Here is a 25,611-nt window from a genome sequence, read left to right on the forward strand (position 1 = left end):
CGAGTGCTATTCCGCAACTACCATTTCAGGGAAGCAGCCGGTGATCAATAAAGCTATCTCGTTGCTTGATAGGTTTTTTCTATCAGAGTTCTTCGTCTTGCACGAGCACCCTCGCCTCGTGCAGCAAGGCCGATACAAGCGGCGTAAAGGGCTCGCGATAAGGCGCAACAAGGCCGACCAGATGATGCGCCTCCGGCTCGACGATCGGGATCATGCGGATTTCCACTGGAAATCCAAAGGATTTGGCGACGTTGCGCGGCATGATGCTCGCCCAGCGTCCAGTCCTGACATGCGAGAACAGCACGATCATCGAGTTGGATTCGAGCGTCGGATGCGCTGTGGCGCCCGCTTCGGTCAAGTGGCGGTTGATGATCCGACGGTTCTGCATGTCGGCAGTCAATAGACAAAGCCGAAGATCGCCGATCTCCCGCCAGGTCACGTTGTCGCGATCGGATAGCGGACTGCCTGCAGCCGTGATCAGATTATAGCGCTCGGCATAGAGGGGAACGGTCGTGACGCGGCCGAGCGGCTCGTTTTCGAGATAGGTGATGCCGGCATCGATTTCGAGGTTTTCGAGCATGCTCAGCACCTGCAGCGAATTCCGCGAGACGATCGAAAAGGTCACGCCGGGATGCCGCTCCTGAAAAGGCGTAGTAATGCGCGAAAGCATGGCGAGCGCGGTCGGAATAGCGGCGAGGCGGATGTGGCCGGAAAGGCCGCGGCGCGCGGCGCGCATCTCTTCGCGCATGGTGCGGGCATCGCCGACGATGCGTCGCGCCCATTCGAGCACGCGCTGCCCTTCCGGCGTCAGCCCCTGGAACCGCGAACCGCGCTGCACCAGCATGACGCCAAGCTGATCCTCGAGCTGCCGGATGGCAGCCGAAAGCGTCGGCTGCGAGATCCCGCACTCCTCCGCGGCGCGGCCAAAATGCTTTTCATTGGCAAGGGCGATGAAGAATTCCAGCTTGTCGATCATCCGGTCTCCCGATCCGGCATGACATCATCCGGGTCAGTTCATCTTTGACGCAGCAGCGGTGCTCCGCAAGGGCGATCGCTAACTGTTTTCTGCAGCCGGGAAAAGATCGAACAGCGATTCGAGGAAGGCAAGCACGCTGACATTGCCGATGCTGTAATAGACCAGCCTGCCCTGACGGCGCGTATGGACCAGGCCTTCGAGCCTTAAACGCGCCAGCTGCTGCGAGACCATGGCCTGCTGTATGCCGAGGATGTTCTCGATTTCACTCACCGTCCGCTCCTCGTTCGCCAGTATGCAGAGGATCAGAAGTCGGGTCTGGTGCGCTAGCGCTTTCAGCAGATCGCTCGCTTCGTGGGCTTTTCCAGCGAGTTTGTGCAATTCCTGGCCGGTCATCCCCGGCTCGGGTTTGGGCAACGGCATTCGGTATTATCTCGGAAGGGAGGCGATGAGGTAGATCAGCACAATAGCATATTCGCACAAGCGAATTGGTCAAAAGTGATGAAATGCCAAAAAAGGTCCAAACAAATCAGCAGATAAGCTGACCGCCGTTGATCTCGATCACCTGTCCGGTGATGTAGCCCGAGAGCGAGGGAGCCGCCAGGAACAGATAGGCGGGAGCGCAGTCCTCCGCCGTGCCGAGCCGCTGCAGGGGGATGGATTTTCTCGTCTGTTCCAGCTTTTCGCGGGAGGAATAGCGCTCATGGAATTCCGTCTCGATCGTTCCCGGTGACACGCAATTGACGCGGATTCCGTCCGGTGCAAGCTCACGGGCAAGCGCCTTGGAATAGGTCGCAACGAAGGCTTTCGAAGCCGAATAGATCGAGGAGCCGGGGCTGCCGCCGGTCAGCGCCGAAATCGAAACCGTGTTGACGATGGCAGCGCCTTCAGCCGCCTTCAATGCCGGCAGCAGCGCGCGTGTCAGCGCCACCACCGATGTCTGGTTGAGCCGCACGACCGCCTCATATTCTGCGTCGGTGAGCGTGGCAGCGGGAAAACGGCCAAGCATGGTACCGGCATTGTTGACAAGCACATCGACCCTGTCGAAGAAGGCGAGAGCATCTTCAGCAAATTGCGCTGCCCCACCGACTGCGGAGAAATCGGCATGCAGCAGCAGCGCCCGTCTTTCAGATTCAGCCGTCAGCAGGAAATCCGGGAGGTCGCGTCCCGGCTTGCGCCCGGTATGGACGATTACTTTCGCGCCGCAGTCCAGGAACTGCCGGGCCACTTCAAGGCCGATGCCGCGACCGGCGCCGGTCACGACCACATTGCGATTTTCGAACAGTCTGGGATGAAACACGAAGCCGTCCTCCTCGCGGACAGTGCCGCCGGTTGCGTCACTCGCCCTTAACATATGAGCACGCCGACCGAAAGAAAGGCGCGCATCGATCTTTCCCGGGAGAGACTTGGTCTCACCCCGGAAACTGCTCTTCCCAAGAAGTTCCAGCCTTTTAGTTTTCGGTCTCCAGAAGCCGCGCGCCTGGCCCCTCCCTGCCGAGCCGGTCGCAGGGATTGCGCAACGGACAGCTTTCGATCGACAGGCAGCCGCAGCCGATGCAACCTGTCAGACGGTCGCGCAGCAGGCTAAGCCGCCTGATTCGCGCGTCGAGATCATCCTTCCAGCGCGCCGACAGCGTCTGCCAGTCGGCGACGGTCGGCGTGCGTCCCTGCGGCAGGGACTCGAACGCCGCCTGGATTTCCGAAAGCGGAATGCCAACACGCTGCGCCACCTTGATGATGCCGAGCCGGCGCAGCACATCGCGGCCATAGCGCCGCTGGTTGCCGCGGGAGCGGATGCTCGAGATCAGCCCCTTGGTCTCGTAAAAATGCAGCGCCGAGACGGCCAGGCCGCTGCGCTCTGCCACTTCACCGACCGTCAGGAGCTTGCCGAGCGGCGCCGCAGGAATTGTATCCATCACCTCTTGACCTCAATATTAGTTGAGGTTTTATAACCTTGGCTCCTGCAATCGTAAAGTCCAATCGCAACAAGGAGCGACGCGTGAAAACACCCACCAGGCTGGCTGTCATCTATGGGAGCACGAGAGAGGGCCGCATCTGCGACCGGGTGGTCAAATGGCTGACGCAGGAGCTCGTCCGCTTCCCGCAATTTGATATCGACATCATCGACCCGCTGGATTTCGCGCTGCCGGCCAACCGTGACATGACGCACCCCGAAATCGACAGGCTCGCCGGACGGCTTGGCATGGCCGACGCCTTCATCATCGTCACGCCGGAATACAATCACAGCTTCACCGCCTCGTTGAAGTCGATCATCGATTTCTTCTTCGAGCCCTGGCAGGGCAAGCCGGTCGCCTTCGTTTCCTATGGCGGCATATCTGGCGGCCTGCGCGCCGTCGAACAACTGCGGCTCGTCTTTGCCGAACTCCACGCCGTGACGATCCGCGATTCGGTCAGCTTTGCCGCACCTTGGAACCGCTTCGACACAGACGGGCGGCTCGACAATCCCGCCGACGCAATGCGTTTGCTCGATCGGATGATGGCGAGGCTGGAATGGTGGACGCAGGCGCTCGTCACTGCCCGCAGCGATCGTCCCTATACCGACACAGAGCGCCGCGCGTCTTTTCGGACGCGCTAAGGACGCTCTATTACTTTGAATCTGCGCATAATCCTTTCCGAAAATCGATTCCGATTTTCGGGGTTATGCGCTAGCCGCCTGAGGCAGAGAGCTCCGGTTCCGTTCCCGGCAGGTACGGAACCATTGGGAACACCCGGACAGGACCTCCGTCCGGGTGTTTCCCGTCGCATCAGGTCCATCCCGACCGCGCAGACGGGTTCGCAATTTTGCTGTTGCGGGGAGGAAACCCCGGTGATAGTTTCCGCGCAAATAACAGGGGAGCTCCGTATCGCCGGGGCTGAGATGTGAGGTGCAAGCCTCTGGACCCTTCAAAGCTGATCTGGGTAATGCCAGCGGAGCGAGGTTCAGATGTTCTCAGGCGCACAGGTGTCACTCTATCCGATGTCCGGCAATTTCGTCGGCATCATTCTTGATGCCGTCAAGGCGCTCGACCCCTATCGCGACCGGCTGCGCATCGAGACCGATGACATCTCCACACTGCTGGTCGGCCCGCCTGACATTCTCTTCGCCGCCATGCACGATCTTTTCGTCGCCGCCGCAAAGACCGGCGAGCATTGCGTCCTGTCAGCCGCCGTTTCACGCGGCTGCCCCGGCGAGCCTGACGACGCCATCTGCGGCGTCAACCCCTCCCTCGGTCAGGCGGAGCCGCTTGCCGAGCGTATGACAGCCGCACTTGCCGCCGTTGAAACCACCACCGAGACCGGCCAGCCGACCGCTGCGCAATTCTCGCTCTACGTCATGGGAACCGGTACCCATATGGACGAGATTTATGGCTGCATCGACTTCCTGAAGCGCTCTGGCACCTTCGACCGTGCCAAGAATTTCTGCACCAGGCTTTCTGGCGATGCCGGTGCCGTCTTCGCAACCATTCGTGAGGCCTTCTATCGCTTCGGCGACCCCGAGGGACATGTTACCCTCGACATCACGGCGTCTGCCAATAGCCCGACGAAAGCCTGAAATCGAACGCTGATGACACTGCCACAACCATCGGCTTCGCGCCTTGCCGCGCTCCGCGCCGCTCTCTACCGGGGCATACCCGCCTTGCTGGCCGGCTGCGTCTTTTTGGCGGCATGGGAACTCTATGTCGATCTTTCCGGTATCAAAGCTTCCATCCTGCCGGCGCCTTCGCGCATCGTCATCCAGGGCTGGCTGAACCGCGAGGCGCTGATATCAAACACCTGGCCGACGCTCGGCGCGACACTCGGAGGTTTCGCGCTGTCGCTGGCCTTCGCCTTCGCCGCCTCGATCCTCATGGATTTCGTGCCCTTCATGCGCCGGGCATTGCTGCCGATCTTCATCGCCAGCCAGACCCTGCCGCTGGTGGCGATCGCGCCCCTCGTCGTCCTCTGGTTCGGCTTCGGCCTGTTGCCGAAGATCCTGCTGGTGGCGCTCGTCACCTTCTTCCCGCTGCTCGTCGCCTTGCTGCAGGGCTATGAATCGACTGACCGCGACATCGCCGAATTGCTGAATTCGATGAAGGCGAGCCGCTGGCGCATTTTCCGCCTGGCACGGCTTCCCTCCTCGCTGCCCTATTTCTTCGCCGGCCTGCGGATCTCGATCACCTATGCTGTCGTCGGCGCGATCTTTGCCGAATATGCCGGCGCCGCCCGCGGCCTCGGCATCTATATCCTCAACGCCAAGAACAATTTCCGTCCCGATCTCGTGCTCGCCGCCGTCGTCATCAGCGCCGTTCTGACACTCTGCCTCTTCGGAGCGACGCTATTGATCCAGCGCCTCGTCATGCCCTGGCAGCCAACCGCGGAGCGGCGCCGATGAGCGATACAATGGTTGAACTGCACAATATCTCGAAGTCCTTCGACGGCATGAAGGTGCTCGGCGATATTTCGCTCGCCGTCGCAGACGGCGAGTTCGTTTCGATCGTCGGCCCGTCCGGCTCCGGAAAATCGACGGTGCTGCGACTGCTGACCCAGGCACTGCGCCCCGATGCCGGCACCATGCTTTTTAAGGGCGTGCCGCTGGAACAGGCGCCGCATTCCTTCGCCTTCATGCCGCAACGCGATGCGCTGATGCCCTGGCGCCGGATCATCGACAATGCGGCACTCGGTCTCGAGGTGAAAGGCATGAGCCGCCGCGCGGCCCGCGCCGCCGTCGCGCCGCTGTTCGAGAGCTTCGGCCTTGCCGGCTTCGAACACCACTATCCCTCCGAACTGTCAGGCGGCATGCGCCAGCGCGCCGCGCTGCTGCGCACCGTCGTCCAGACCCAGGACATGCTGCTGCTCGACGAGCCTTTCGGCGCGCTCGACGCGCTGACGCGCACGCAGATCCAGGAATGGCTGCAGGGCATGTGGACCGAACACCGTTGGACGGCGCTGCTGATCACCCATGATGTTCGCGAGGCCGTGTTCCTCTCCGACCGGATCTACGTGCTTTCGGCCCGTCCGGCGCGTATCATCCGCGAATTCCGCGTTCCCCTGCCCCGCCCGAGAAGCATTGCCGATCTCGGCTCGCCGGCGGCCCAGGCGATCGAAACCGAAATCCTGCAAACCCTGCTTCATCCGCTAGAACAGGATGATTTTAGGCCAGTCGGCCTCAAATCTGAATCCTGTTCTGATTTAAAGAGTTAGAGCATGATGTCGTCCGAAAACCGCTCACACTTTTCGGCATCATGCTCTAGAGACCTGAGGAGGTCACCATGCTGCTTCTCACCCGTCGCCAGACGATCTTCGCCGCCATCGCGGCAAGCCTCGCCGGCCGTACCGCCCTCGCCCAATCGGCGCCCGCAAAGGTTCGCATCGCGCTCGACTGGACACCCAACACCAACCATATCGGCATCTATGTCGCCAAGGCGAAGGGCTTCTATGCCGATGCCGGGCTCGATGTCGAGATTCTTCCCTTCACCGATACCAGCGCCGGAACGCTGGTGTCCAACGGCGTTGCCGATTTCGGCATCAGCAGCGAGATCGAGACCCTCACGCAGCGCGCTGGCGGCGGTGACGTGAAGATGGTCTACGGCGTCGTCCAGACGGAAACCGCACGCCTGATCTTCAAGGGCGGACGCGACGACATCAAGAGCCCGAAAGACCTCGACGGCAAGACCTATGGCGGCTTTGGCGGTACCTGGGAGAGCGCGCTGATCTCGGCGATGATCCGCAATGACGGCGGCAAAGGCGACGTCAAGACCGTCACCCTCGGCACCTCCGCTTACGAGGCGCTGGACAATGGCTCGATCGATTTCACGCTGGAGATATACACCTGGGAAGGCATCGCCGCCGAACTGGAAAACCGGAAGATCGGCCGCTTCCACTATTCCGATTATGGCATTCCCGACGAGCAGACGACGGTCATCGTCTCCAGCGACGCCTATCTCTCCGCAAGTCGGGAACACGCTCGCGCCTTCATCCAGGCGACACGAAAGGGTTATGCCTACTCCGTCGACCATCCCGACGAAGCCTGCGAGCTGCTGATCTCTGGAAGCAACGGCGCACTGATGAACACGGAACTGGTAAAGGCTTCTCAAAAGGCATTGATCGAAGGGCACTTCCTGAAATCCGAGGCCGGCGTGATCGGTAAGCTCGACCCGGCAAAGGCCGAGGGCCTCGGCGGCTTCCTGATGGAGAATGGCATTTTGGTCGATGCGAATGGCGCCGCACTCAAGGAGAGGCCGGACTTTTCCACCTATTATACCAACGAACTTCTCGACTGAGCCCACCCCCTGCCTTGCCCGTCGCGGCTTTCCGCTGCAAAATCTCAGATACGGATTCAGATCTTGGGCCGCTCCGGCCCAAGATCTGAATCCGTATCTAAATCAAGGAAGTGGTGCATGATGTCGTCCGAGCACCGCTCACACTTTTCGGCATCGTGCTCTGGGCAAGGTGGGGAGGCAGGATGCGACAACAGGAGAGACTGGCCGGAGCGGACTTTCTGCGTGCGACGGCATGTCTCCTGGTGCTCGCCCACCACTTCGCGCTGCGGCTGGATATGCGCAGAATCCCTGACGAACTCGGACCGACCGCACATATCCTCCGCTTCGGCAATTTCGGCGTCGCCATCTTCTTCGTGCTCAGCGGCTTTCTTCTTGCCCATCCCTTCTGGCGCGCGCTCGACGCCGGTAGCGCCATGCCGAGCCTCCGCCATTACGCGATCCGCAGGGCGGCGCGCATCGCTCCGGGCTTCTGGTTCGCCGCCACCATCGGCTTCGCTCTCAGCCTGACGCTGCTTGCCCTGCCGCTGACTCCGGAGCTTGTGCTCCGCTATGTCTCCGGGCTGCTGTTCATGAGCCAGTGGCATTGGCGTACCTTGTTTCCTGTCGAAGCCGACGGGCCGCTCTGGTCCATTGCCTTCGAGGTCACCAGCTATGTGCTCCTGCCGATCTGCTTTCTCCTGCTATTTCGTTTGCCCCTCCTGAGGCGGCGCCCGTTGCTTGCCCGCTTCGCCTGGCTTTGCGTCATCGCAGCCGTACTTCTCGCCCATGTGCTGATTCTGGCCTTATTTCCGCTCGACGACATCGGACGCGGCTGGCAGTACGGCCTGCAGGGCGGCGCGAAGGAGTGGATGCCGAGATATAATCCGATCGGCTTCTTTGCCGTCTTCGCGCTCGGCGCGCTTGCCGCGAGCGTCGAGGTCATGCTCCCAACAAGGCGCGCCTCCTGGTTCGATGTTGTATCGCTCCTGGCCATCGCCGTTGCCGGCTACCGCCTCGTCATATCGCCCGGCGGCTCCGACGAGGCTTACGGCTGGCTCGAAATCCCCTACGGTTTTCCGGTCTTTCCGCTGGCGGTGGCAACGGCGCTCGTTTCGCTCAGCCATTCGCAACACCTGGGAAGGCTGTTCGACAACGCTCCTGTCCGCTACATCGCAAAGATCTCCTTCGGCATCTATATCTGGCAGGAGATCATCCTGATATTGATCCAGAGACTCGACCCGGGCTCGTTTGGCTTTTCCTCGGAAAATGTCGTCGCCGGCTGGCTGCAATCTTGCGGGCTGGCGGCGGCGCTCATCCTTCTGGTCGCGAGTCTCAGCTACTTCCTGCTGGAAAAACCGGCGATCGATTTCGGCAACCGGCTGACATCTCGCCTACCCAATCGGGCTACTCCTTTCAAAGTATAAATTCCCCATAAGTGCAACTACAGGCATTAAGGTTAACGCGAAATACTCCCATTTTTGGCGTCTTTAGGGTTATCAAATTCATATTTATACCGATGACAAACGATACGTGACCATGTATCTGTCTCACTGCTGTTCAGTATCGCATCTAAACTTGTGGACCTTGCGTAATGAATGCTTTTACTTCGAAGACGAATTCACGCTTCGATCCGTCTCAGCGTCAGGACAAAACCAAGACCCTGGTTATAGCGAACTCCAACATTCGCCAGCCGGATAGCTTTTCCCCTGTAGAAAGAAAAATGGCGTTGCGGCTGGCCATGAAGCGGTTGATCGACATCGTCGCCTCAGTCAGCGCCCTCCTCGTGCTGGCGCCGCTTTTTCTGGCCATCGCTCTTTTCATCAAACTCGACGATGGCGGTCCGGTGTTTTTCCGCCAGATCCGCTGGGGGCTGAACGGCCGGAAGATCACGGTCTTCAAGTTCCGGTCGATGCGCGCCGAAGCTTGTGATCCGAGTGGCGTTCAACAGACCGTCAAGGGCGACAGCCGGGTGACAAGCATCGGCGCGGTGCTCCGCAAGACCAATATCGACGAGCTGCCGCAGCTTTTCAACGTCCTCAGGGGCGAGATGTCGCTGGTCGGCCCGCGCTGCCACGCCATCAACATGCGGGCAGCCGGCAAGCTCTACGAAGAACTGGTGCCGGACTACCATCAACGCCACATCATGCGCCCCGGCATCACCGGTCTTGCGCAGACACGCGGTTGGCGGGGCCCGACGGCGCGATCGCTGCAAGCCCGCGCCCGCATCGCTTGCGATATCTATTATGTCAGGAATTTCAGCCTGCTGCTCGACCTGAAGATACTGCTCAGGACGATCGTCATCGAGCTGCGCGGCGGTACAGGCTTCTGAGATGAGCTTTTGCGCGTTGCAAAAGCGGCGATATCCACCGCTTGTTCATTTCAAGCCACCAGTGGCGCTGTCTTCCGCCCCCTAAGAGATGGAACGGACACAAAAAAGGCGGCTGTTACAGCCGCCTTTCATCGTCATAGTCGATTGCGATCAGTCCTGTTGAACGATACCGCTCAGATGCGTCATTTCCATGATGAAGTGCTCGAGCTTCGACTTATGCTCGTGCAATTCGGCATGTTCGAGTTCCCTACGGGCGGCCTCGATGCGGCGGGTCAGCTCGTCCTTTTGGAGTTCTTCGACCGGAACTGCAGATTCAGCAAGCAATGTACAGCCGGTCGGCAGGATATCAGCAAAACCGCCGAACACCACATAGTCCTGTTTCTTACCGGAGGCGAAACGCACGCTTACGACACCAGGCTTGATCGTCGTCATCGTCGGAGCATGGTTTGCCATGACCGTCATTTCGCCTTCGGTCGCAGGAATGACGACCTCAGTCACCATCTCCGACAGCAGCAGGCGCTCCGGTGAAACGAGCTCAAAGTTGAAATTGTCAGCCATCAGTGACTTACCTTCTCGGCTATGGCTTTTGCATCTTGCAATTTTGTCCCGCAGAACGGGCAGTGCAGTATCGCTTGATCGAGATAGCCGAGGCCTTCCTCGCTCTGGACAAGACCTACCACCATCATCAGCACGCCGTTATCGGCGCGATAGACGGTGGGAGCTGCTGGTTCCGGAAGACCCGCCACGACCCCCCTCAGGGAGTCGCAGCAGAATATTTCGTCTAGCGCGTCGCTCATCAAGCAGCTACGAGCTTCTTGGCCTTCTCGACAGCTTCGTCCATAGAGCCGACCATGTAGAAAGCAGCCTCCGGCAAGTGATCATATTCGCCGTTGACGAGGCCCTTGAAGCCCTTGATCGTGTCTTCAAGGGCAACCAGTTTGCCCGGCGATCCGGTGAAAACTTCGGCGACGAAGAACGGCTGCGACAGGAAGCGCTCGATCTTGCGGGCGCGGGCGACGGCAACCTTGTCTTCTTCGGACAGTTCATCCATGCCAAGGATCGCAATGATGTCCTGGAGGGCCTTGTAACGCTGCAGCGTCGACTGGACCTTACGGGCGACTTCGTAATGCTCTTCGCCGACGACCAACGGGTCGAGCATGCGCGACGTGGAGTCGAGCGGATCGACGGCCGGGTAGATACCCTTTTCAGCGATCGAGCGCGACAGAACCGTCGTTGCGTCCAAGTGAGCGAACGAAGTTGCCGGCGCCGGGTCAGTCAAGTCGTCGGCCGGAACGTAAATGGCCTGGACCGAGGTGATCGAGCCGGTGGTTGTCGTCGTGATGCGCTCCTGCATCTGGCCCATGTCGGTTGCGAGCGTCGGCTGATAGCCGACGGCCGACGGGATGCGGCCGAGCAGAGCCGACACTTCGGAACCTGCCTGCGTGAAGCGGAAGATGTTGTCGACGAAGAACAACACGTCCTGGCCCTGGTCACGGAAGTGTTCAGCGACCGTCAGGCCGGTCAGAGCAACACGCGCGCGCGCACCCGGCGGCTCGTTCATCTGGCCGTAAACCAGCGCAGCCTTCGAGCCTTCGCCACCACCGTGCTTGTTGACGTTCGATTCGATCATTTCATGGTAAAGGTCGTTGCCTTCGCGGGTGCGTTCACCGACGCCCGCAAAAACCGAGTAACCACCATGCGCCTTGGCGACGTTGTTGATCAGTTCCATGATCAAGACGGTCTTGCCGACGCCGGCGCCACCGAAGAGGCCGATCTTGCCGCCGCGTGCATAGGGGGCGAGAAGGTCGACGACCTTGATGCCGGTGACGAGGATCTGCGCCTCCGTCGACTGCTCGACATAGGTCGGCGCATCCTGGTGGATGGAGCGCTTGTGGGCGGTAACCAGCGGACCTGCTTCGTCGACCGGCTCACCGATGACGTTCATGATGCGGCCGAGCGTCTCATTGCCGACGGGAACCATGATCGGAGAGCCCGTGTCGGTGACTTCCTGGCCGCGCACGAGACCGTCGGTCGAGTCCATCGCGATGGTACGAACGACGTTTTCGCCAAGGTGCTGCGCAATTTCGAGAACGAGGCGATTGCCGTTGTTGCTGGTTTCCAGCGCGTTCAGGATCTTCGGCAGTTCGCCTTCGAAAGCAACGTCGACGACGGCGCCGATAACCTGTGTGACTCTGCCGACAGAGCCTGTCTTGGGGGTAGCTGCCTCAGCCATTTTCTGACCCTCTTTTCCTAGCCTCAGAGCGCTTCCGCGCCCGAAATGATTTCAATGAGTTCCTTGGTGATCTGCGCCTGACGCTGGCGGTTGTAGCTCAGCGTCAGCTTGTTGATCATCTCACCGGCGTTACGCGTCGCATTATCCATCGCGCTCATCTTCGCACCCATCTCGCCGGCAACGTTCTCGAGGAGCGCACGGAAGACCTGGACCGAGATATTGCGCGGGATCAGATCTTCGAGGATCGATGCCGGATCCGGCTCATATTCGTAGACGGCGCCTGCATGCGCGGCATCTTCGCTCAGTACTCCGCCCGTCGAAGCCGGGATGAGCTGCTGCGCTGTTGGAATCTGGCTGATCACCGACTTGAATTCGGAATAGAACAGCGTGCAGACGTCAAATTCACCGGCCTCGTACATCTGGATGACGCGCTTGCCGATCTGGTCCGCATTCTCGAAACCGATTCGCTTGACGTCGCGCAATTCCTTGCGCTCGATGATCAGAGAAGCATATTCGCGGCGAAGGATGTCATAACCCTTCTTGCCGACGGTAAAGATCTTCACCGTCTTGCCCTCGGCAAGCAGCTTGCGGACATGCTCGCGCGCAAAGCGTGCGATTTGCGAATTGAAGCCACCGCAAAGACCGCGTTCGGCTGTGCAGACCACCAGCAGGTGAACCTGGTCCCTGCCTGTACCGGTCATCAGCGTCGGCGCGCCATCCGCATCGGTGACGGCCTTGGCGATGTTCGCCAGAACCGCACCCATGCGCTGCGAATAAGGCCGGGCGGCCTCGGCCGCCTCCTGCGCACGCCGAAGCTTCGCCGCGGCGACCATTTTCATCGCCTTGGTGATCTTCTGCGTCGCCTTGACGGAGGCGATCCGGTTTTTCAGATCCTTAAGTGAAGGCATCCGTGATCCGTCCTAACTTAGGGCCCGATTACGAGAAAGACTTTGCGAAGCTATCGAGAGCAGCGGTAAGCTTGCCCCTGGTATCATCGCTGATTGCCTTTTCCGTGCGGATCGCGTCGAGGATGGCGGTGCCCTCCGAACGCAGATATGAGAGGAGACCCTGCTCGAACTTGCCGACCGAAGCAACCGGCAGCTTGTCGAGATAGCCGTTGACGCCCGCGAAGATCACCGCGACCTGTTCCTCCGTCTTCAGCGGCGAGAACTGCGACTGCTTCAAGAGTTCGGTCAGGCGTGCGCCACGGTTCAGCAGGCGCTGCGTCGCAGCGTCGAGGTCCGAACCGAACTGGGCGAAGGCAGCCATTTCGCGATACTGCGCGAGTTCGCCCTTGATCGAGCCGGCAACCTGTTTCATCGCCTTGATCTGCGCCGACGATCCAACGCGGGAAACCGACAGACCAACGTTCACGGCAGGACGGATACCCTGATAGAACAGATCCGTTTCAAGGAAGATCTGGCCGTCGGTGATCGAAATCACATTGGTCGGAATGAAGGCCGAAACGTCGTTGCCCTGCGTCTCGATAACCGGCAAAGCGGTCAGCGAACCGGCGCCCATGTCGTCATTCATCTTCGCAGCGCGCTCGAGCAGGCGCGAATGCAGGTAGAAAACGTCGCCCGGATAGGCTTCGCGACCCGGCGGGCGGCGCAGCAGCAGCGACATCTGACGGTAGGATACGGCCTGCTTGGACAGATCGTCGTAACCGATCAGCGCATGCATGCCGTTATCACGGAAATATTCGCCCATGGTGCAGCCGGCAAACGGAGCCAGGAACTGCATCGGCGCCGGATCGGAAGCGGTGGCGGCAACGATGATCGAATATTTCAGAGCGCCGCGCTCTTCGAGCACCTTGACGAACTGCGCGACAGTCGAACGCTTCTGGCCGATGGCGACGTAGACGCAGTAAAGCTTCTCACCTTCCGGACCGTTGTCGTGAATGGCCTTCTGGTTGAGGAAGGCATCGAGAAGGATCGCGGTCTTGCCAGTCTGGCGGTCGCCGATGACGAGTTCGCGCTGGCCGCGGCCGACCGGGATCAGCGCATCGATGGCCTTAAGGCCAGTCGACATCGGTTCATGAACCGACTTGCGGGGGATGATGCCGGGAGCCTTGATGTCGACGCGCGAGCGGCGCGTCGCATTGATCGGGCCTTTGCCGTCGATCGGATTGCCGAGCGCGTCGACGACGCGGCCGAGCAATTCAGGTCCGACCGGAACGTCGACGATGGCGCCGGTCCGCTTGACGGTGTCGCCTTCCTTGATGTCACGGTCAGCGCCGAAGATGACGACGCCGACATTGTCGGATTCGAGGTTCAGCGCCATGCCACGGATGCCGCCCGGGAACTCGACCATTTCACCGGCCTGGACATTGTCCAGACCATAGACACGAGCGATACCGTCACCGACGGAGAGAACCTGGCCGACTTCCGAGACTTCTGCCTCTTTGCCGAAATTTTTGATCTGGTCTTTGAGAATTGCGGAAATTTCCGCGGCGCGGATATCCATCAGCCAACCTCTTTCAATGCGAGCTTAAGGGTAGAGAGTTTGGTACGAAGAGACGTATCAATCTGACGGGACCCGACCTTCACGATCAGACCACCAAGAATTGACGGATCAACCGTGACGGCAATCGTCACGTCTTTGCCGGTAACGCTCTTGAGTGCCACCTTCAATTCGGTTTCCTGCGCTTTCGAAAGCGCATGCGCCGAGGTGACCTCGGCGGAAATTTCACCGCGATGTTTCGCGGCGATGATGCGGAAGGCCTTGATCATGCCCGGCAGGGCGAACAGGCGGCGGTTGCGCGCCACGACCTTCAGGAAATTGGCGAAGAAACCGCTGATGCCGGCCTTCTCGCTGATGGCGACGATCGCCTTCAACTGGTCTTCGGCGGAGAAAACCGGGCTTGCGACGAAGCGCTTCAGGTCGGCGCTCTCATCCAGCATCGTCTGGAAATGGTCAAGATCGGCGGTTACGCTGTCGACGGCGCCCTGCTCGAGCGCCAGTTCGAAAAGCGACGAGGCATAGCGCTCGGCAACACCAGAAGTAAGCTGGGACGTGTCTGCCACTGGCACAAATTTCCCTGATTTCAACCCAAAATCCGGCTCTCGGCGGGCGCCGAACCTATGATCTTGAATTCGTTTTGATTTCCCCCAGAAATCACAAGAGAAGCCTCTTGCTTCTTCCGAAATTCGGGGTCCGTCTAACATAGGATGTACGGACTCGCAACACGCGTAACGCCCGAATATGCCTTTCATATGATTTTCTGTTCGCAAAATTGCGCAATGGCCTGGAAGGAGGCCAGAAATGCCGTCTGCCGGCAGAGAGAGTCACGTCTGGATGAAGCCGAAAACGTAGAGCAGCGGTAGCGCGGCCAAAGCAATCTGCACAACCAGGAGTAAATAGTTGACGAGATTACTCCCCTTATCGGACAGGATCGAGATGATACGGGCAAAGGCAGCCATCGCGAAAGAGGCGCCGAGCGCCATGTAGATCCAGTCCTGGGCGAGCAGGATCGCCGACAGGCCGAAACCGAGATAGAAACCGCCCATCGAGCGTCCCTCGCCGAAACCTTCCGGCCGCCCCTCCTGCGCCTGCAGACCGAGAAGACGGAAAGTCTGCCCCGGCGCGAACATCATGATGAAGCCGGCAAGCGCCGTGAAAGCGGCAGAGCAAAAAGCAAGCTGCTCGCCAAGCTCGGTCGGAAAATAAAACTCCATGCGTCAGCCCCAAATCACCCGGATGAATCAGTGTTTTATGGCATGGGCCGAAAAAGGAGGAAATGGCGTCTAGAGAAAACTCTGCGGATCGATATCCAGCTGCACCTGCACCGATCCGCGCTCCTTGGGTGACTGCGACAGCATCGCCCGCAGGAACCCCTGCATGTCCGAGTTCCGCCGGCCGTGCACCAGGAGGCGGAAGCGATGACGGCCGCGTACCAGCGCGAGCGGCGCTTCGGCCGGGCCGAGCACCGAGATACCCGACACCTGCGGTGCGGCGTTGCGCATGCCGCGCGCATGGTTTTCAGCATCATGGCGGGTTTCGGCAGAAACGATGATCGACGCAAGCCTGCCGAAGGGCGGCAGCACGGCGCGTTCGCGTTCGCTGATCTCGCGCTCGTAGAAGGCGTCGGAATCACCTGATACGATCGCCTGCATGACAGGATGCTGCGGCTGATAGGTCTGCAGCAGCCCATGGCTCTTGAGGCCGGTGCGCCCGGCCCGGCCGGTCACCTGCGACAAAAGCTGGAAGGTGCGCTCGGCCGCGCGGGGGTCGCCATTGGCAAGGCCGAGATCGGCATCGACGATGCCGACCAGCGTCATCAGCGGAAAATTATGCCCCTTGGCGACAAGCTGGGTGCCGATGACGATATCCGCCTCGCCCTTGGCGATCGCTTCCAGCTCCAGCCGCAGCCGCTTCACCCCACCCATAATATCCGAGGAGAGAACGATCGTTCGCGCCTCCGGGAAATGCCGTTCCACCTCTTCGGCGATGCGCTCGACTCCTGGCCCGCAGGCAACGAGATGGTCGAGCGTGCCGCATTCCGGGCAGGCCTCCGGCGTGCGCTCGGCATGGCCGCATTGGTGGCATTGCAGCTGCTTGCGGAAACGATGCTCCACCAGCCAGCTCGAACATTGCGGGCATTGGAACCGATGGCCGCAGACCCGGCAAAGCGTCAGCGGCGCATAACCGCGGCGGTTGAGAAACAGCAGCGCCTGTTCGCGCTTCGCCACCGTCTCGCCGATCGCCCGGATCAGCACCGGCGACAGGAAGCCGCCCCGCTCCGGCGCATGCCTGCGCATATCGACCAGATGCAGATCCGGCATCGCCGCATCGCCGAAACGCGTCGGCAGGTGGACGGTGCTGTAGCGTCCGCTCTGCCCGTTGACCTGGCTTTCGACCGACGGCGTCGCCGACACCAGGATGACGGGGAAATCGCCGATTCGGCCGCGCACCACAGCCATATCGCGAGCATTGTAAAAGACGCGATCCTCCTGCTTGTAAGCGGGATCGTGCTCCTCGTCGACGATGATCAGGCCGAGATCCTCGAAGGGCAGGAAGAGTGCCGAGCGCGCGCCCGCCACCACCCGCACTTCGCCGGTCACCGCCTGGCGCCAGACCTTCTCGCGCATGCGCGGCGCAAGATCGGAATGCCATTCGGCCGGCTTTGCCCCGAAGCGGTCCTGGAAGCGCTCCATGAAACTGGCCGTCAGCGCGATCTCCGGCAGCAGGATCAGCACCTGCTTGCCACGTTTCAGCGTCTCGGCAATCGCCTCGAAATAAACCTCGGTCTTGCCGGAGCCGGTCACCCCGTCGATCAGCGACACCGAAAATTCGCCCTTGCGGACGTCGGTAACGATCTCTTCGGCTGCCTCCTTCTGCGGCCCTTCGAGACGTGCGGCGGCAAAATCCGGATCGGGCATCGCCACAACCGGCGGCGGCGGCAGGAATATCGCCTCAAAAATGCCGAGCGTGATCAGTCCGTCGACGACGCTCGTCGAGACGCCCGCCGCATGGGCAAGACCGCTGCGTGTCCAGGAAAAGCCGTCGGAGGCGGTATCGAGCACCCGGGCGCGCGCCGGCGTCATCCGTTCCGGTTCGCCGCCGACGAGCTTCAACCCCTCCACCATTGGTTCCGGCTCGAAGGCGTTCGGCGCCCTCAGCGCCATGCGGGCGACGAGCCCGGGAGGCGAGAGCGTATAGGTCGCCACCCAATCGATGAAATCCCGCATCTCCCTGGAAAGCGGCGGGCAGTCGAAGACATGGCTGATCGGCCGAAGCTTCTTCGGATCGACGCCGTCTTCGCCGCCGTCCCAGACGACGCCGATCACCTGCCGCGGCCCGAGCGGCACCTGCACGACCGAGCCGGGCTCGACCGCCATGCCATCCGGCACCGAATAGGAATAGGGTTTGGGCGCCGGCATCGGCACCAGCACCGGAACCGTTCGGTTCGCGGGCGGTGCCTCGAAAAGCGCGCCAAAGAGATCGGACGAATCTGTGCTCATCGCGCGAGACCATGCCCGCAAATCGATGGAATTGGAACCGCAAAGACGGAGCCACGTACTGCGAGTCGCCGCGGTGATTTAAAGAGTGAAGCTCAGAAATTGAGCTTCACCTGGCAAGGCGGTCGCCATCGCCGGAATAGGCTTCATTTGCCTTGCCATTGCGCTGCCGCAGGCGAATGATCGCCGACGCCTCGCGAGGATTGGGCGGCAGGACGGCGTTCTTCAACGCGATCGAGTAGGCGTGTTTCGGATGTTCCAGCACATCCCTGGCATCTCCGCTCTCCACCACCACGCCCTTGCGCATGATCACCACGCGGTCGGAAATATAATAGGCGGTCGCAAGATCATGGGTGATGTAGACGATCGAAACGTTGAGCGCGTCGCGCAGATCCCGAAAGAGATTGACGATCGACATCCGCAGCGATGCGTCGACCATCGAGACCGGCTCGTCCGCCACGATCAGCTTCGGCTCAGGGATCAGCGCGCGGGCGACGGCGATGCGCTGCAATTGGCCGCCTGAAAGCTCATGCGAGAAACGACCTTTTATCTCCGCCATCGACAGGCCGACACGTTGAAGGGCAACGTCGGCAAGCGCCTCTTTCTCGGCCCGGCTCTTCGCGCCCTTGAAGCGATGGGCGGTGGCCAGCAGATACTCGTCGATCCGGGTCAGCGGATTGAAGGCCTCGAACGGATTTTGAAAGACCGGCTGAACCTTGGCCATGAAAGCCTCACGATCCCTACGGGAACGCACCGCCTTCACATCGGCGCCGTCGAAGCGGATGCTGCCCCGATCGACCTTTTCGTTACCGAGAATCATCTTTGCCAGTGTCGACTTGCCGGAGCCGGATTCGCCGACGATCGTGAAGATCTCGGGCTTGTCGGCGGCGAGGGCAAAGCTGACATCGTCGACCGCTTTCATCTTTTCGCGCGAGAAGAAACCGCCGATCGGAAAGAGCTTGGTGACGTGGTCGAGTTCGAGAAGGAAATGGCTGCTCATTGAATCTGGTACTCCCCGGCACGGAAGCACGCGACCCGCCCTCCGGTCGCGCTCGGCAGCATGGCCGGCACCTCACGTGCGCATTTGTCGATCGCGATCGGACAGCGCGGATGGAACCGGCATCCCGACGGCGGATCCGAGAGTGCCGGCGGCTTGCCCCTGAGGCTCTTTCGCGTCGAGACATCACCGATGCGTGGCAGGCTGCCGATCAGGTGAACGGTGTAGGGATGCTGGGGATTGTCGAAGATCGCCTGCGTCGGCCCCTCTTCCGCCAGCCGTCCCGCATACATGATGGCCAGCCGGTCGGTGATGGCCGCATGCACCGACATGTCGTGGGTCACGAAGATGACCGAGGACTGCAGGCGCATCTGCACTTCCTTGATCAGCGCCAGCACGTCCTGCTGGACGAGCACGTCAAGCGCAGTCGTCGGCTCGTCGGCGATGATGAATTCCGGCTCGCAGACAGTGGCGAGAGCGATCGTCAGGCGCTGGCGCATGCCGCCCGAAAGCTGGTGCGGAAAGGCCTCGAGCACATGCGGATCGAGATGCAGGCGGGCAAGATGCGCCTCGACGCGCGCGCGGAAGGCATCTGGATCGAGGTTCATGTGGCGGGAAGCGAAATCGGTGAAGGCGTGTTTGACCCTTCTGACCGGGTTCAGCACGTTCATCGAGCCTTGCATGATGTAGGAAAGGTGGCGCCAGCGTGCCGCCTTCATCTTGCTCGGTTCAGCATAGACATCGATCGGCCCGTCGGCAAAATTGAATTTCACCGTTCCGCCGACGACGCGCATCGGCGGGCGGATGGCGCCGGCAAGCGTCTTGATCAGCGATGTCTTGCCGCTCGAGGATTCGCCGGCAATGCCGTAGATCTCGTTCCTGCGGATGGTCAGGCTGATATCGTCGACTGCGCGGATCTCCCGCCGCACGCCGAAATAATCATTGACGTAATAACATTTAAGCCCGTCGATCGTCAGTGCATCCTTGGCGTTTTCGGCAAGGGTCAAAGGCTGCGTCCTCATCAGGTTCTGCATCTCCTCAAGCTCCCATGCGGGCCAGGCGCGAGCGCGGGTCGATATATTCGTTCACCGACATGGCGAGCATGAACAGGCCAAGGAACAGGATGACGACGAAGAGCATCGGAAAGGCGACCCACCACCATACGCCCGATACCATCGCGGAATGCGCATTGGCCCAGTAGATCATGCCGCCGATCGTCGGCCGGTTGATGTCGGAAAATCCAAGCACCGAGAGCGTCACCTCGAGGCCGATCGCCCAGATCAGATTGTTCATGGTCGTGAAGAAGACGATCGGCATGACATAGGGCAGATGCTCGCGGATGAGGATCTGTCGTGTCCGCATGCCCGAGAAGACCGCGTGCCGGGTAAATTCCCGGTGGCGGAGAGACAGGGCGACGGAACAGATCAGGCGGCTGTCATGCGTCCATCCGAGCAGCGCCGCGGTGATCGCCAGCATGAACCACGTCATCTGGTCGCGAAGCACGAAGACCAGAAGCAGCAGGATCGGAATATTCGGCAGGGCGCCGAGCGTATCGTTGACCGCCATGATGATCTGGTCGGTTCGCCCACCGATATAGCCGGAGATCAGTCCGACGGCGATGGCGATGATGCGGCTGACGAAGGCGACGATGATGCCGAAGAACAGCGTATTGCGCATCGAGGCGGCGATCTGCCAGAAAACCTCCTGGCCACGCGAGGTGGTGCCGAGCCAGAATTCGGCCGAAGGCGGCATGTCGGGCGCGACGACATAGATGGCATTCTCGTCATAGGGCGAGAAGAACGATGCCGCGATCAGCGCCAGGATGATTGAGATCAGGATGGTTCCGAGCAGGAACTCCTTGTTGTAGCGCAGCAGGTCTCTGAGGACTTTGAACATCACGGATTACCCCAGTTTCACGCGTGGATCGATCAGCGGATAGATGATGTCGATCACGAAGACCGCGGCGGCAACCGCGATGATGGCGATTGTGGTGACACCGAGCACGAGGCTGTAATCGCCGGAATAAATGCCGGAGATCAGAAGCTTGCCGATCCCAGGATAGTTGAAGACGAACTCGACGATGACGGCACCGCCGAAGACATTGCCGAGACTGAGTGCCAGGCCGGTGACCTGCGGCAGCATGGCGTTGCGCGCCACATATTGCGAAAAGATGCTGCGCGAGCGCACGCCACCAAGTTCGGCATAGACGACGTGATCGTCGGTGACGATGTTGGAAACCAGCGAACGCATCGAGATGAACCAGCCACCAATGCCGACCAGCACGAGGGTCAGGGCCGGCAGGATGCCGTGCTCGATCACCGAGCTGATGAAGGCCCAGTTGAAGGCAGGCGCGAGATTGACCTGCGCGCCGTCGCTGATCGGCAGGATCGGCCAGATGAAACCGAAGAGGATCACCAGGCTGAGACCGATGATGTAGGTCGGGATCGGCTGCAGCGCCATGATGACGATACCGGCAACCTTCAGCAGCTTGCTGCTGTGGAAATAACCGGCAAGCGCGCCGAGAAAATTGCCGATGATCCAGGAGATGATCGTTGCGAGGGTCAGAAGCCCGACCGTCCAGGGCAGTGCCCGGCCGATAACGGTCATCACAGGGGTCGGGAAAGAGGAAAGCGACGGGCCGAAATCGCCGGTCAGGACGCGGCCCCAGAAGGTGAAATACTGCTCCAGCAGCGGCCCGCCGGTGCCGTAGAGTTCACGCAGCGATTCGCGGAGGATCTCGACGGCCTGCGGATCGGTGGAGCCAAAGCTCGTCAACAGCGACACGGTCTGCTCGATCGGATCGACCGGCGAAAAATGCGCGATCAGGAAGGCCAGCGTGATGCCGGTGAAGACCACGAAAAGAAATTGCAGAAAGCGTTTTGCCGCATAGATCAGAAAGCCGTTCATGACATCGACCTTTCAATAGCAGAACGGGAACAGCCGGCGGCCGGCTGCTCCCTCGATATTGCCTCGATCAAGGCTTCGGCGCATCCGGATTGGCCTTCAGACCGACCACCATGTAGCGGATGTTCGACCAGTTCGGACCCGAGGCCGAATAGGGATTGTCCGCGCTCGGATAGTTGGTCCAGTAGGTCGTATCGAGCGGCGCGAACTTGTTGTAGGCCATCAGCGGGATCATCGGCATTTCCTCGACGGCAAGCTTCAGAAAGTCCTGGCCGAGTTTGGCGACATCGGGCGAATCGAAGGCGATCGACCGATTGCGCTCGATGAGCTGGTCGAGACGCGGATCCTGCCAGCGCTGCAGATTGCGCGGCGGCTGGATCTGCCCGACCGGCTTGATGAACTCCGAATGATAGCTGTCGAGGAAGAAGGAGAGATCGGGATGACCGCCCCAGGTCTCGATGCTCCAGTAGATCGCCGTCTCGAAATCGCCGGTGCTGAGGCGCTGGCCATTGGTCGGGCCGGCGACATCGACCTTGGTGGCGATGCCGGCTTGCGTCCATTGCTGGGCGATCACCGTGCCGGCGCGGGCAAGCGTCGGGATGGCATCGCCTTCCACCTGCAGGCGGATCGTAAAGGGCGTGCCGTCAGGCTTCATCCACTGGCGGCCGCTCTTCTTGAAGCCTGCCTTCTGCAGCAGCTCGGTCGCAGCCTCAACGTCCTTCTTCCACCAGCCGAAGCCGAAGGTTCGCTGCAGCTTGGCCGGATCGGTCGGGATCTGATCGGCCCATTGGCTGCGCACCATATTGGCGATCTGCGACGAGATGTTGGGATCGTAAGGCTTGATCTTGCGGGACCCGGTGTCGAGCTCGAAGTTCGTCAGCCAGTCCTGCATCGGTGCGTAATAATCGTCCGGGGCAGAACCCGTCGGCGGCGTGGCAAGGGCGGCGATATTGGCCGCGCCGCGATAGGAGCCAAGCGCCACTTCGCGGATGTCGATCAGCAGAGCGAGAGCCCAGCGCACGTCCTTATTGTCGAAGGGTGCCTTCTTCGTATTGAAGAGAACGGAAGGCAGCGTCGGGTCCGGATGCGCGAAAGGGAAACCCTTCAGCCAGGAGGCCGTGCTCTTGCTGTCACGCATGATCGAGAACATGCCCTCGGGCGCCATGTCGTTGATGACGTCGAGATTGTGGTTGCGTTGCTCGATGACGCGGGCCTCCGGATTGCCGGCGGCGCGATAGACGACGTACTTGACCTCGGGCGGCTGTGCTGCAGCCAGGCCGATCGACGTGCGCTGCCAGTCATCGCGCAGCTTCCAGATCGTCCAGTTGCCGCCCTTGTCATAACTCTGCAGCTGGTAGGGCCCGAGTGAAACCGGCGGGTTGTTGTTGAAGGACAGCGGATCTGCGGCCTTCTCGAAGACGTGTTTCGGCATGATCCAGGCGGCATTCCAGCGCACGGTGAAAAGCGTATGGAAGCGCGAGTTCGGCTTCTTTAGATGGAAGACGACCGTCTGTGGATCCGGATTTTCGATACTCGCGACATTGACGGTGAAGGGCGCGCTCCAGGCCATGCCGGGATGGTCGATCTGCGTCTGCACGGTATAGACCACGTCGTCGCTGGTGAATTCGATGCCATCACTCCAGAAGATGCCCTTGCGCAGCTTCACCGTCATCTCGGTGAAATCGGCGTTGTAGCTCGGCGGTTCGCTGGCCAGCGCATTCTGCCAGGCATCCTTGCCGCCTTCGGGATTGATGAACCATAGCGTATCGGTGGTCAGCTGCTGCAGGCCGTTGAGATTTGCAGCCGCCCCGCCGCCCGGAGCCCAGAGGTTGAACCAGTCGGCATTCTGCTGCGGCGTACCCTGGATGATCAGCGTTTCATTGCGCGGTATGCCGGCAATGAAATCCTGCGCAAATGCCGGAAGGGCCATGAGCGACAATAAGGCAATGGCTGCATATTTACGGAACTTCATCGGATGTTCCTCCTCCTCAACTCGCCGCGGCGAGCGCTTCCCGTAATCGATTGACGATGGCGTCCAGCGAACCCCTGCCTGCGCGTGCCGCAGGGACACATGCACTCCTCGACGGCGGGCGAACTCACGCCACAGTTATCGACAATTTTTTGAGAAACGGCAACTGATAATTTTGTCTGTCATAAAAAATAGCGCATTTACAGGCATTTTTGGCGAACGGCGCCGATCTGATTTTTTATATTATTGACAAAGTGAGCGTTTGGCTTAGCTTTTGCAGCGAGCGCGGCGCCCTCCCAAGAGGCCGCACTTCATCACCAGACAGGTCGGCTGCTTTCGGGAGGAGGCTTTGGCATGACCGTTCAAGAGGACACCAGGATGAGCAGCCCCTATGACGTGACAATCTCCGTTCACGCCAACCGGCCAACCGGCAAATACGAACCCTTGTGGAACTGGTTCGGTTACGACGAGCCGAACTACACCTACTCCCCGCACGGCAGGAAGCTGCTCAAGGAACTCACCGAGCTGAGCCCCGAGCCACCCCGCATCCGTGCGCACAATCTTCTGACCAGCGGCGACGGCCTGCCTGCGCTCAAATGGGGTTCGACCAATGCCTATACCGAGGATGCGAACGGTAATCCGGTCTATGATTGGACGATCATCGACAAGATCTTCGACACCTATGTGGAAGCCGGCAACATTCCGCTGATCCAGATCGGTTTCACGCCTGAGGCGCTCTCCGATTTCGACGGTCCCTATCGCCACCAATGGGAGCCGGCCGAGAAATACGCAACGATCACCACCGGTTGGACGGCGCCGCCGACGGATCTGAAGAAATGGGCTGACCTGATCGAAGCATGGGCGCGCCATCTGGCCGAAAGATATGGCGAGGCCGTCGTTTCAAGCTGGCCATGGGAAGTGTGGAACGAGCCGGACGGTCACTACTGGACCGGCACCATACCGCAATTCTGCGAAATGTATGATGTCAGCGCCAAGGCCCTGAAGCGTGCCTTGCCGAATGCCCGTGTCGGCGGTCCGCACACCTGCGGCGCCTTTGCCAACGAAAAGGCCCAGACTTTCCTGCGTGCCTTCCTCAAGCACGCGGTCGACAATAAGTCGCCGATCGATTTCCTCGCCTTCCATGCCAAGGGCAATCCGGTGATCTACGAGGGCCACGTCCGGATGGGCCTGCACAAGCAGCTCCGCGACATCGAGACGAACCTTGCCATCATCAACGAGTTTCCGGAACTCCGACACCTGCCCGTGGTGATCGGCGAATCCGATCCGGAAGGCTGTGCGGCCTGCTCTGCACGCGTCCATCCGCAGAACGGTTATCGCAACGGCCCACTCTACGGCGTCTATGTCGTCGAGAGCATGATTCGCACTTACGAACTGGCGAGACGCGCCAACATCCATATCGAAGGCGCGGTGACCTGGGCTTTCCTCTTCGACGACCAGCCCTATTTCGACGGCTTCCGCGATCTTGCCACCAACGGCGTCGACAAGGCTGTTCTCAACGGCTTCCGCATGCTCGGCAAGCTCGGCGGCGAATGGCTGGAATCGGAAAGCGATTATCGCCGCGATATCGAGGATATCATGAGCCATGGCGTGCGCGGCAAGCCCGATGTCAACGTCGTGGCGACCCGCGACGACAAGGGTGTTTCCATTCTCCTCTGGCACTACCACGACGATGACGAAGCCGGGCCGTCCGCCGACATCACGGTCAATCTCGACGGCTGGGGCGACAAGTCCGCCTCGCTCAAGCATTTCAGGATGGACGAGGAGCATTCCAACGCCTTCGGCGTCTGGAAGGCGATGGGCAAGCCGCAGAATCCGGCCGGCGAAGACTATGCCAGGCTGGAAGCCTCGGGAAAACTCGCCGAGATCGACGGCGAGGCGTCGGTCAAGGTCGACGACGGCAAGATCGCCCTCAAAGTCTCCCTACCGCGTCAAGGCGTGTCTCTCCTGCGCCTCGATTGGTGAGCCGGTAGGCGAAGGGAGCGCAAT

Annotated in this window: 25 protein-coding genes and 1 riboswitch; of the genes, 8 read left to right on the forward strand and 17 right to left on the reverse strand. The window is 60.5% G+C overall.

The features are described 5' to 3' along the window. Window positions 1-82: 82 nt before the first annotated feature. The 4 genes from AB8B31_RS19940 to soxR all read right to left on the reverse strand — a co-directional run bounded on the left by AB8B31_RS19940 (window position 83) and on the right by soxR (window position 2,889). On the reverse strand, window positions 83-976 hold the full coding sequence (locus tag AB8B31_RS19940) for a LysR family transcriptional regulator (RefSeq protein ID WP_003543441.1): 894 nt from the start codon (window positions 974-976) through the stop codon (window positions 83-85). A gap of 78 nt (window positions 977-1,054) precedes the next feature. Further along, window positions 1,055-1,396, reverse strand: a complete 342-nt coding sequence (locus tag AB8B31_RS19945) for an ArsR/SmtB family transcription factor (RefSeq protein ID WP_018069028.1) — start codon at window positions 1,394-1,396, stop codon at window positions 1,055-1,057. Window positions 1,397-1,502: 106 nt separating this feature from the next. Continuing rightward, entirely contained in the window at window positions 1,503-2,273 is a 771-nt protein-coding gene (locus AB8B31_RS19950; RefSeq protein ID WP_018517248.1) for an SDR family NAD(P)-dependent oxidoreductase, read from the reverse strand. A gap of 151 nt (window positions 2,274-2,424) precedes the next feature. Further along, window positions 2,425-2,889 carry a redox-sensitive transcriptional activator SoxR gene (gene soxR / locus AB8B31_RS19955; protein ID WP_028734245.1) on the reverse strand — a complete coding sequence of 155 codons (465 nt, stop codon included), beginning with the start codon at window positions 2,887-2,889 and terminating at the stop codon, window positions 2,425-2,427. An 83-nt stretch (window positions 2,890-2,972) separates the two neighbouring features. Here soxR and AB8B31_RS19960 point away from each other — a divergent pair, with 83 nt between their 5' ends. The 7 genes from AB8B31_RS19960 to AB8B31_RS19990 all read left to right on the forward strand — a co-directional run bounded on the left by AB8B31_RS19960 (window position 2,973) and on the right by AB8B31_RS19990 (window position 9,541). Then, window positions 2,973-3,569 (forward strand): NADPH-dependent FMN reductase, encoded by a 597-nt coding sequence (locus AB8B31_RS19960; RefSeq protein WP_028734244.1) that lies wholly within the window; start codon window positions 2,973-2,975, stop codon window positions 3,567-3,569. Window positions 3,570-3,813: 244 nt separating this feature from the next. Next, window positions 3,814-3,927: riboswitch (TPP riboswitch) on the forward strand. Beyond that, window positions 3,918-4,526: a YkoF family thiamine/hydroxymethylpyrimidine-binding protein gene (locus AB8B31_RS19965; protein ID WP_028734243.1), complete on the forward strand. Its 609-nt coding sequence runs from the start codon at window positions 3,918-3,920 to the stop codon at window positions 4,524-4,526. Its footprint overlaps the riboswitch before it by 10 nt. A gap of 12 nt (window positions 4,527-4,538) precedes the next feature. Beyond that, the gene (locus AB8B31_RS19970; RefSeq protein WP_028734242.1) at window positions 4,539-5,345 is read left to right on the forward strand and encodes an ABC transporter permease; all 807 of its coding nucleotides are present in this window, start codon (window positions 4,539-4,541) and stop codon (window positions 5,343-5,345) included. Continuing rightward, complete coding sequence (locus AB8B31_RS19975) at window positions 5,342-6,154, forward strand: ABC transporter ATP-binding protein (RefSeq protein WP_028734241.1); 813 nt, start codon at window positions 5,342-5,344, stop codon at window positions 6,152-6,154. Before AB8B31_RS19970 ends, AB8B31_RS19975 begins: the two co-directional genes overlap by 4 nt. 68 nt (window positions 6,155-6,222) lie before the next feature. Beyond that, complete coding sequence (locus AB8B31_RS19980; RefSeq protein WP_439007493.1) at window positions 6,223-7,233, forward strand: ABC transporter substrate-binding protein; 1,011 nt, start codon at window positions 6,223-6,225, stop codon at window positions 7,231-7,233. Window positions 7,234-7,415: 182 nt separating this feature from the next. Next, a complete protein-coding gene (locus AB8B31_RS19985; protein WP_028734240.1) occupies window positions 7,416-8,636 on the forward strand; it encodes an acyltransferase family protein in 1,221 nt (406 codons plus the stop codon). A 167-nt stretch (window positions 8,637-8,803) separates the two neighbouring features. Then, entirely contained in the window at window positions 8,804-9,541 is a 738-nt protein-coding gene (locus AB8B31_RS19990; RefSeq protein WP_028734239.1) for a sugar transferase, read from the forward strand. Between the two features lie 150 nt (window positions 9,542-9,691). Here the strand turns inward: AB8B31_RS19990 and AB8B31_RS19995 are convergent, their stop codons facing one another. The 13 genes from AB8B31_RS19995 to AB8B31_RS20055 all read right to left on the reverse strand — a co-directional run bounded on the left by AB8B31_RS19995 (window position 9,692) and on the right by AB8B31_RS20055 (window position 23,607). Beyond that, complete coding sequence (locus AB8B31_RS19995) at window positions 9,692-10,099, reverse strand: F0F1 ATP synthase subunit epsilon (protein WP_018243852.1); 408 nt, start codon at window positions 10,097-10,099, stop codon at window positions 9,692-9,694. After that, entirely contained in the window at window positions 10,099-10,338 is a 240-nt protein-coding gene (locus tag AB8B31_RS20000; RefSeq protein WP_028734238.1) for a hypothetical protein, read from the reverse strand. The genes AB8B31_RS19995 and AB8B31_RS20000 overlap by 1 nt, the downstream gene beginning before the upstream one ends. Continuing rightward, window positions 10,338-11,774, reverse strand: coding sequence for a F0F1 ATP synthase subunit beta (gene atpD, locus AB8B31_RS20005; RefSeq protein ID WP_018243854.1), 1,437 nt, complete (start codon window positions 11,772-11,774; stop codon window positions 10,338-10,340). Before atpD ends, AB8B31_RS20000 begins: the two co-directional genes overlap by 1 nt. Window positions 11,775-11,797: 23 nt before the next feature. Next, complete coding sequence (locus AB8B31_RS20010; protein WP_028734237.1) at window positions 11,798-12,682, reverse strand: F0F1 ATP synthase subunit gamma; 885 nt, start codon at window positions 12,680-12,682, stop codon at window positions 11,798-11,800. A 28-nt stretch (window positions 12,683-12,710) separates the two neighbouring features. Continuing rightward, window positions 12,711-14,240: a F0F1 ATP synthase subunit alpha gene (gene atpA, locus AB8B31_RS20015; RefSeq protein WP_028734236.1), complete on the reverse strand. Its 1,530-nt coding sequence runs from the start codon at window positions 14,238-14,240 to the stop codon at window positions 12,711-12,713. Beyond that, on the reverse strand, window positions 14,240-14,806 hold the full coding sequence (locus AB8B31_RS20020; protein ID WP_028734235.1) for a F0F1 ATP synthase subunit delta: 567 nt from the start codon (window positions 14,804-14,806) through the stop codon (window positions 14,240-14,242). The genes atpA and AB8B31_RS20020 overlap by 1 nt, the downstream gene beginning before the upstream one ends. Before the next feature lie 255 nt (window positions 14,807-15,061). Beyond that, on the reverse strand, window positions 15,062-15,451 hold the full coding sequence (locus tag AB8B31_RS20025; protein ID WP_018243858.1) for an AGROH133_08824 family phage infection protein: 390 nt from the start codon (window positions 15,449-15,451) through the stop codon (window positions 15,062-15,064). Between the two features lie 69 nt (window positions 15,452-15,520). Continuing rightward, entirely contained in the window at window positions 15,521-17,737 is a 2,217-nt protein-coding gene (locus AB8B31_RS20030) for a primosomal protein N' (RefSeq protein WP_028734234.1), read from the reverse strand. Between the two features lie 106 nt (window positions 17,738-17,843). Beyond that, window positions 17,844-18,734 carry an ABC transporter ATP-binding protein gene (locus tag AB8B31_RS20035; RefSeq protein WP_018448167.1) on the reverse strand — a complete coding sequence of 297 codons (891 nt, stop codon included), beginning with the start codon at window positions 18,732-18,734 and terminating at the stop codon, window positions 17,844-17,846. Continuing rightward, a complete protein-coding gene (locus tag AB8B31_RS20040) occupies window positions 18,731-19,765 on the reverse strand; it encodes an ABC transporter ATP-binding protein (protein ID WP_032998539.1) in 1,035 nt (344 codons plus the stop codon). Before AB8B31_RS20040 ends, AB8B31_RS20035 begins: the two co-directional genes overlap by 4 nt. Window positions 19,766-19,769: 4 nt before the next feature. Continuing rightward, window positions 19,770-20,627 (reverse strand): ABC transporter permease, encoded by an 858-nt coding sequence (locus tag AB8B31_RS20045; protein WP_439007526.1) that lies wholly within the window; start codon window positions 20,625-20,627, stop codon window positions 19,770-19,772. A 6-nt stretch (window positions 20,628-20,633) separates the two neighbouring features. After that, window positions 20,634-21,638, reverse strand: coding sequence for an ABC transporter permease (locus tag AB8B31_RS20050; protein ID WP_018243863.1), 1,005 nt, complete (start codon window positions 21,636-21,638; stop codon window positions 20,634-20,636). Between the two features lie 67 nt (window positions 21,639-21,705). Further along, complete coding sequence (locus tag AB8B31_RS20055) at window positions 21,706-23,607, reverse strand: ABC transporter substrate-binding protein (RefSeq protein WP_028734231.1); 1,902 nt, start codon at window positions 23,605-23,607, stop codon at window positions 21,706-21,708. 351 nt (window positions 23,608-23,958) lie between these two features. Between AB8B31_RS20055 and AB8B31_RS20060 the strand changes: the two genes are divergently transcribed. Further along, entirely contained in the window at window positions 23,959-25,587 is a 1,629-nt protein-coding gene (locus AB8B31_RS20060) for a GH39 family glycosyl hydrolase (RefSeq protein ID WP_128408480.1), read from the forward strand. Window positions 25,588-25,611 lie beyond the last annotated feature (24 nt).

Origin of the sequence: Rhizobium sp. 62_C5_N11_2 (assembly GCF_051811185.1) — a bacterium.
In the GTDB taxonomy this organism is placed as follows: domain Bacteria; phylum Pseudomonadota; class Alphaproteobacteria; order Rhizobiales; family Rhizobiaceae; genus Rhizobium; species Rhizobium leguminosarum.

Bases quoted from the DNA above. Each gene is read 5' to 3' on its own strand.
- AB8B31_RS19940 (WP_003543441.1), bottom strand. From the start codon at position 976: ATGATCGACAAGCTGGAATTCTTCATCGCCCTTGCCAATGAAAAGCAT.
- AB8B31_RS19945 (WP_018069028.1), bottom strand. From the start codon at position 1,396: ATGCCGTTGCCCAAACCCGAGCCGGGGATGACCGGCCAGGAATTGCAC.
- soxR (WP_028734245.1), bottom strand. From the start codon at position 2,889: ATGGATACAATTCCTGCGGCGCCGCTCGGCAAGCTCCTGACGGTCGGT.
- AB8B31_RS19965 (WP_028734243.1), top strand. From the start codon at position 3,918: ATGTTCTCAGGCGCACAGGTGTCACTCTATCCGATGTCCGGCAATTTC.
- AB8B31_RS19970 (WP_028734242.1), top strand. From the start codon at position 4,539: ATGACACTGCCACAACCATCGGCTTCGCGCCTTGCCGCGCTCCGCGCC.
- AB8B31_RS19975 (WP_028734241.1), top strand. From the start codon at position 5,342: ATGAGCGATACAATGGTTGAACTGCACAATATCTCGAAGTCCTTCGAC.
- AB8B31_RS19980 (WP_439007493.1), top strand. From the start codon at position 6,223: ATGCTGCTTCTCACCCGTCGCCAGACGATCTTCGCCGCCATCGCGGCA.
- AB8B31_RS19985 (WP_028734240.1), top strand. From the start codon at position 7,416: ATGCGACAACAGGAGAGACTGGCCGGAGCGGACTTTCTGCGTGCGACG.
- AB8B31_RS19990 (WP_028734239.1), top strand. From the start codon at position 8,804: ATGAATGCTTTTACTTCGAAGACGAATTCACGCTTCGATCCGTCTCAG.
- AB8B31_RS19995 (WP_018243852.1), bottom strand. From the start codon at position 10,099: ATGGCTGACAATTTCAACTTTGAGCTCGTTTCACCGGAGCGCCTGCTG.
- AB8B31_RS20000 (WP_028734238.1), bottom strand. From the start codon at position 10,338: ATGAGCGACGCGCTAGACGAAATATTCTGCTGCGACTCCCTGAGGGGG.
- atpD (WP_018243854.1), bottom strand. From the start codon at position 11,774: ATGGCTGAGGCAGCTACCCCCAAGACAGGCTCTGTCGGCAGAGTCACA.
- AB8B31_RS20010 (WP_028734237.1), bottom strand. From the start codon at position 12,682: ATGCCTTCACTTAAGGATCTGAAAAACCGGATCGCCTCCGTCAAGGCG.
- atpA (WP_028734236.1), bottom strand. From the start codon at position 14,240: ATGGATATCCGCGCCGCGGAAATTTCCGCAATTCTCAAAGACCAGATC.
- AB8B31_RS20025 (WP_018243858.1), bottom strand. From the start codon at position 15,451: ATGGAGTTTTATTTTCCGACCGAGCTTGGCGAGCAGCTTGCTTTTTGC.
- AB8B31_RS20030 (WP_028734234.1), bottom strand. From the start codon at position 17,737: ATGAGCACAGATTCGTCCGATCTCTTTGGCGCGCTTTTCGAGGCACCG.
- AB8B31_RS20035 (WP_018448167.1), bottom strand. From the start codon at position 18,734: ATGAGCAGCCATTTCCTTCTCGAACTCGACCACGTCACCAAGCTCTTT.
- AB8B31_RS20040 (WP_032998539.1), bottom strand. From the start codon at position 19,765: ATGCAGAACCTGATGAGGACGCAGCCTTTGACCCTTGCCGAAAACGCC.
- AB8B31_RS20045 (WP_439007526.1), bottom strand. From the start codon at position 20,627: ATGTTCAAAGTCCTCAGAGACCTGCTGCGCTACAACAAGGAGTTCCTG.
- AB8B31_RS20050 (WP_018243863.1), bottom strand. From the start codon at position 21,638: ATGAACGGCTTTCTGATCTATGCGGCAAAACGCTTTCTGCAATTTCTT.
- AB8B31_RS20055 (WP_028734231.1), bottom strand. From the start codon at position 23,607: ATGAAGTTCCGTAAATATGCAGCCATTGCCTTATTGTCGCTCATGGCC.
- AB8B31_RS20060 (WP_128408480.1), top strand. From the start codon at position 23,959: ATGACCGTTCAAGAGGACACCAGGATGAGCAGCCCCTATGACGTGACA.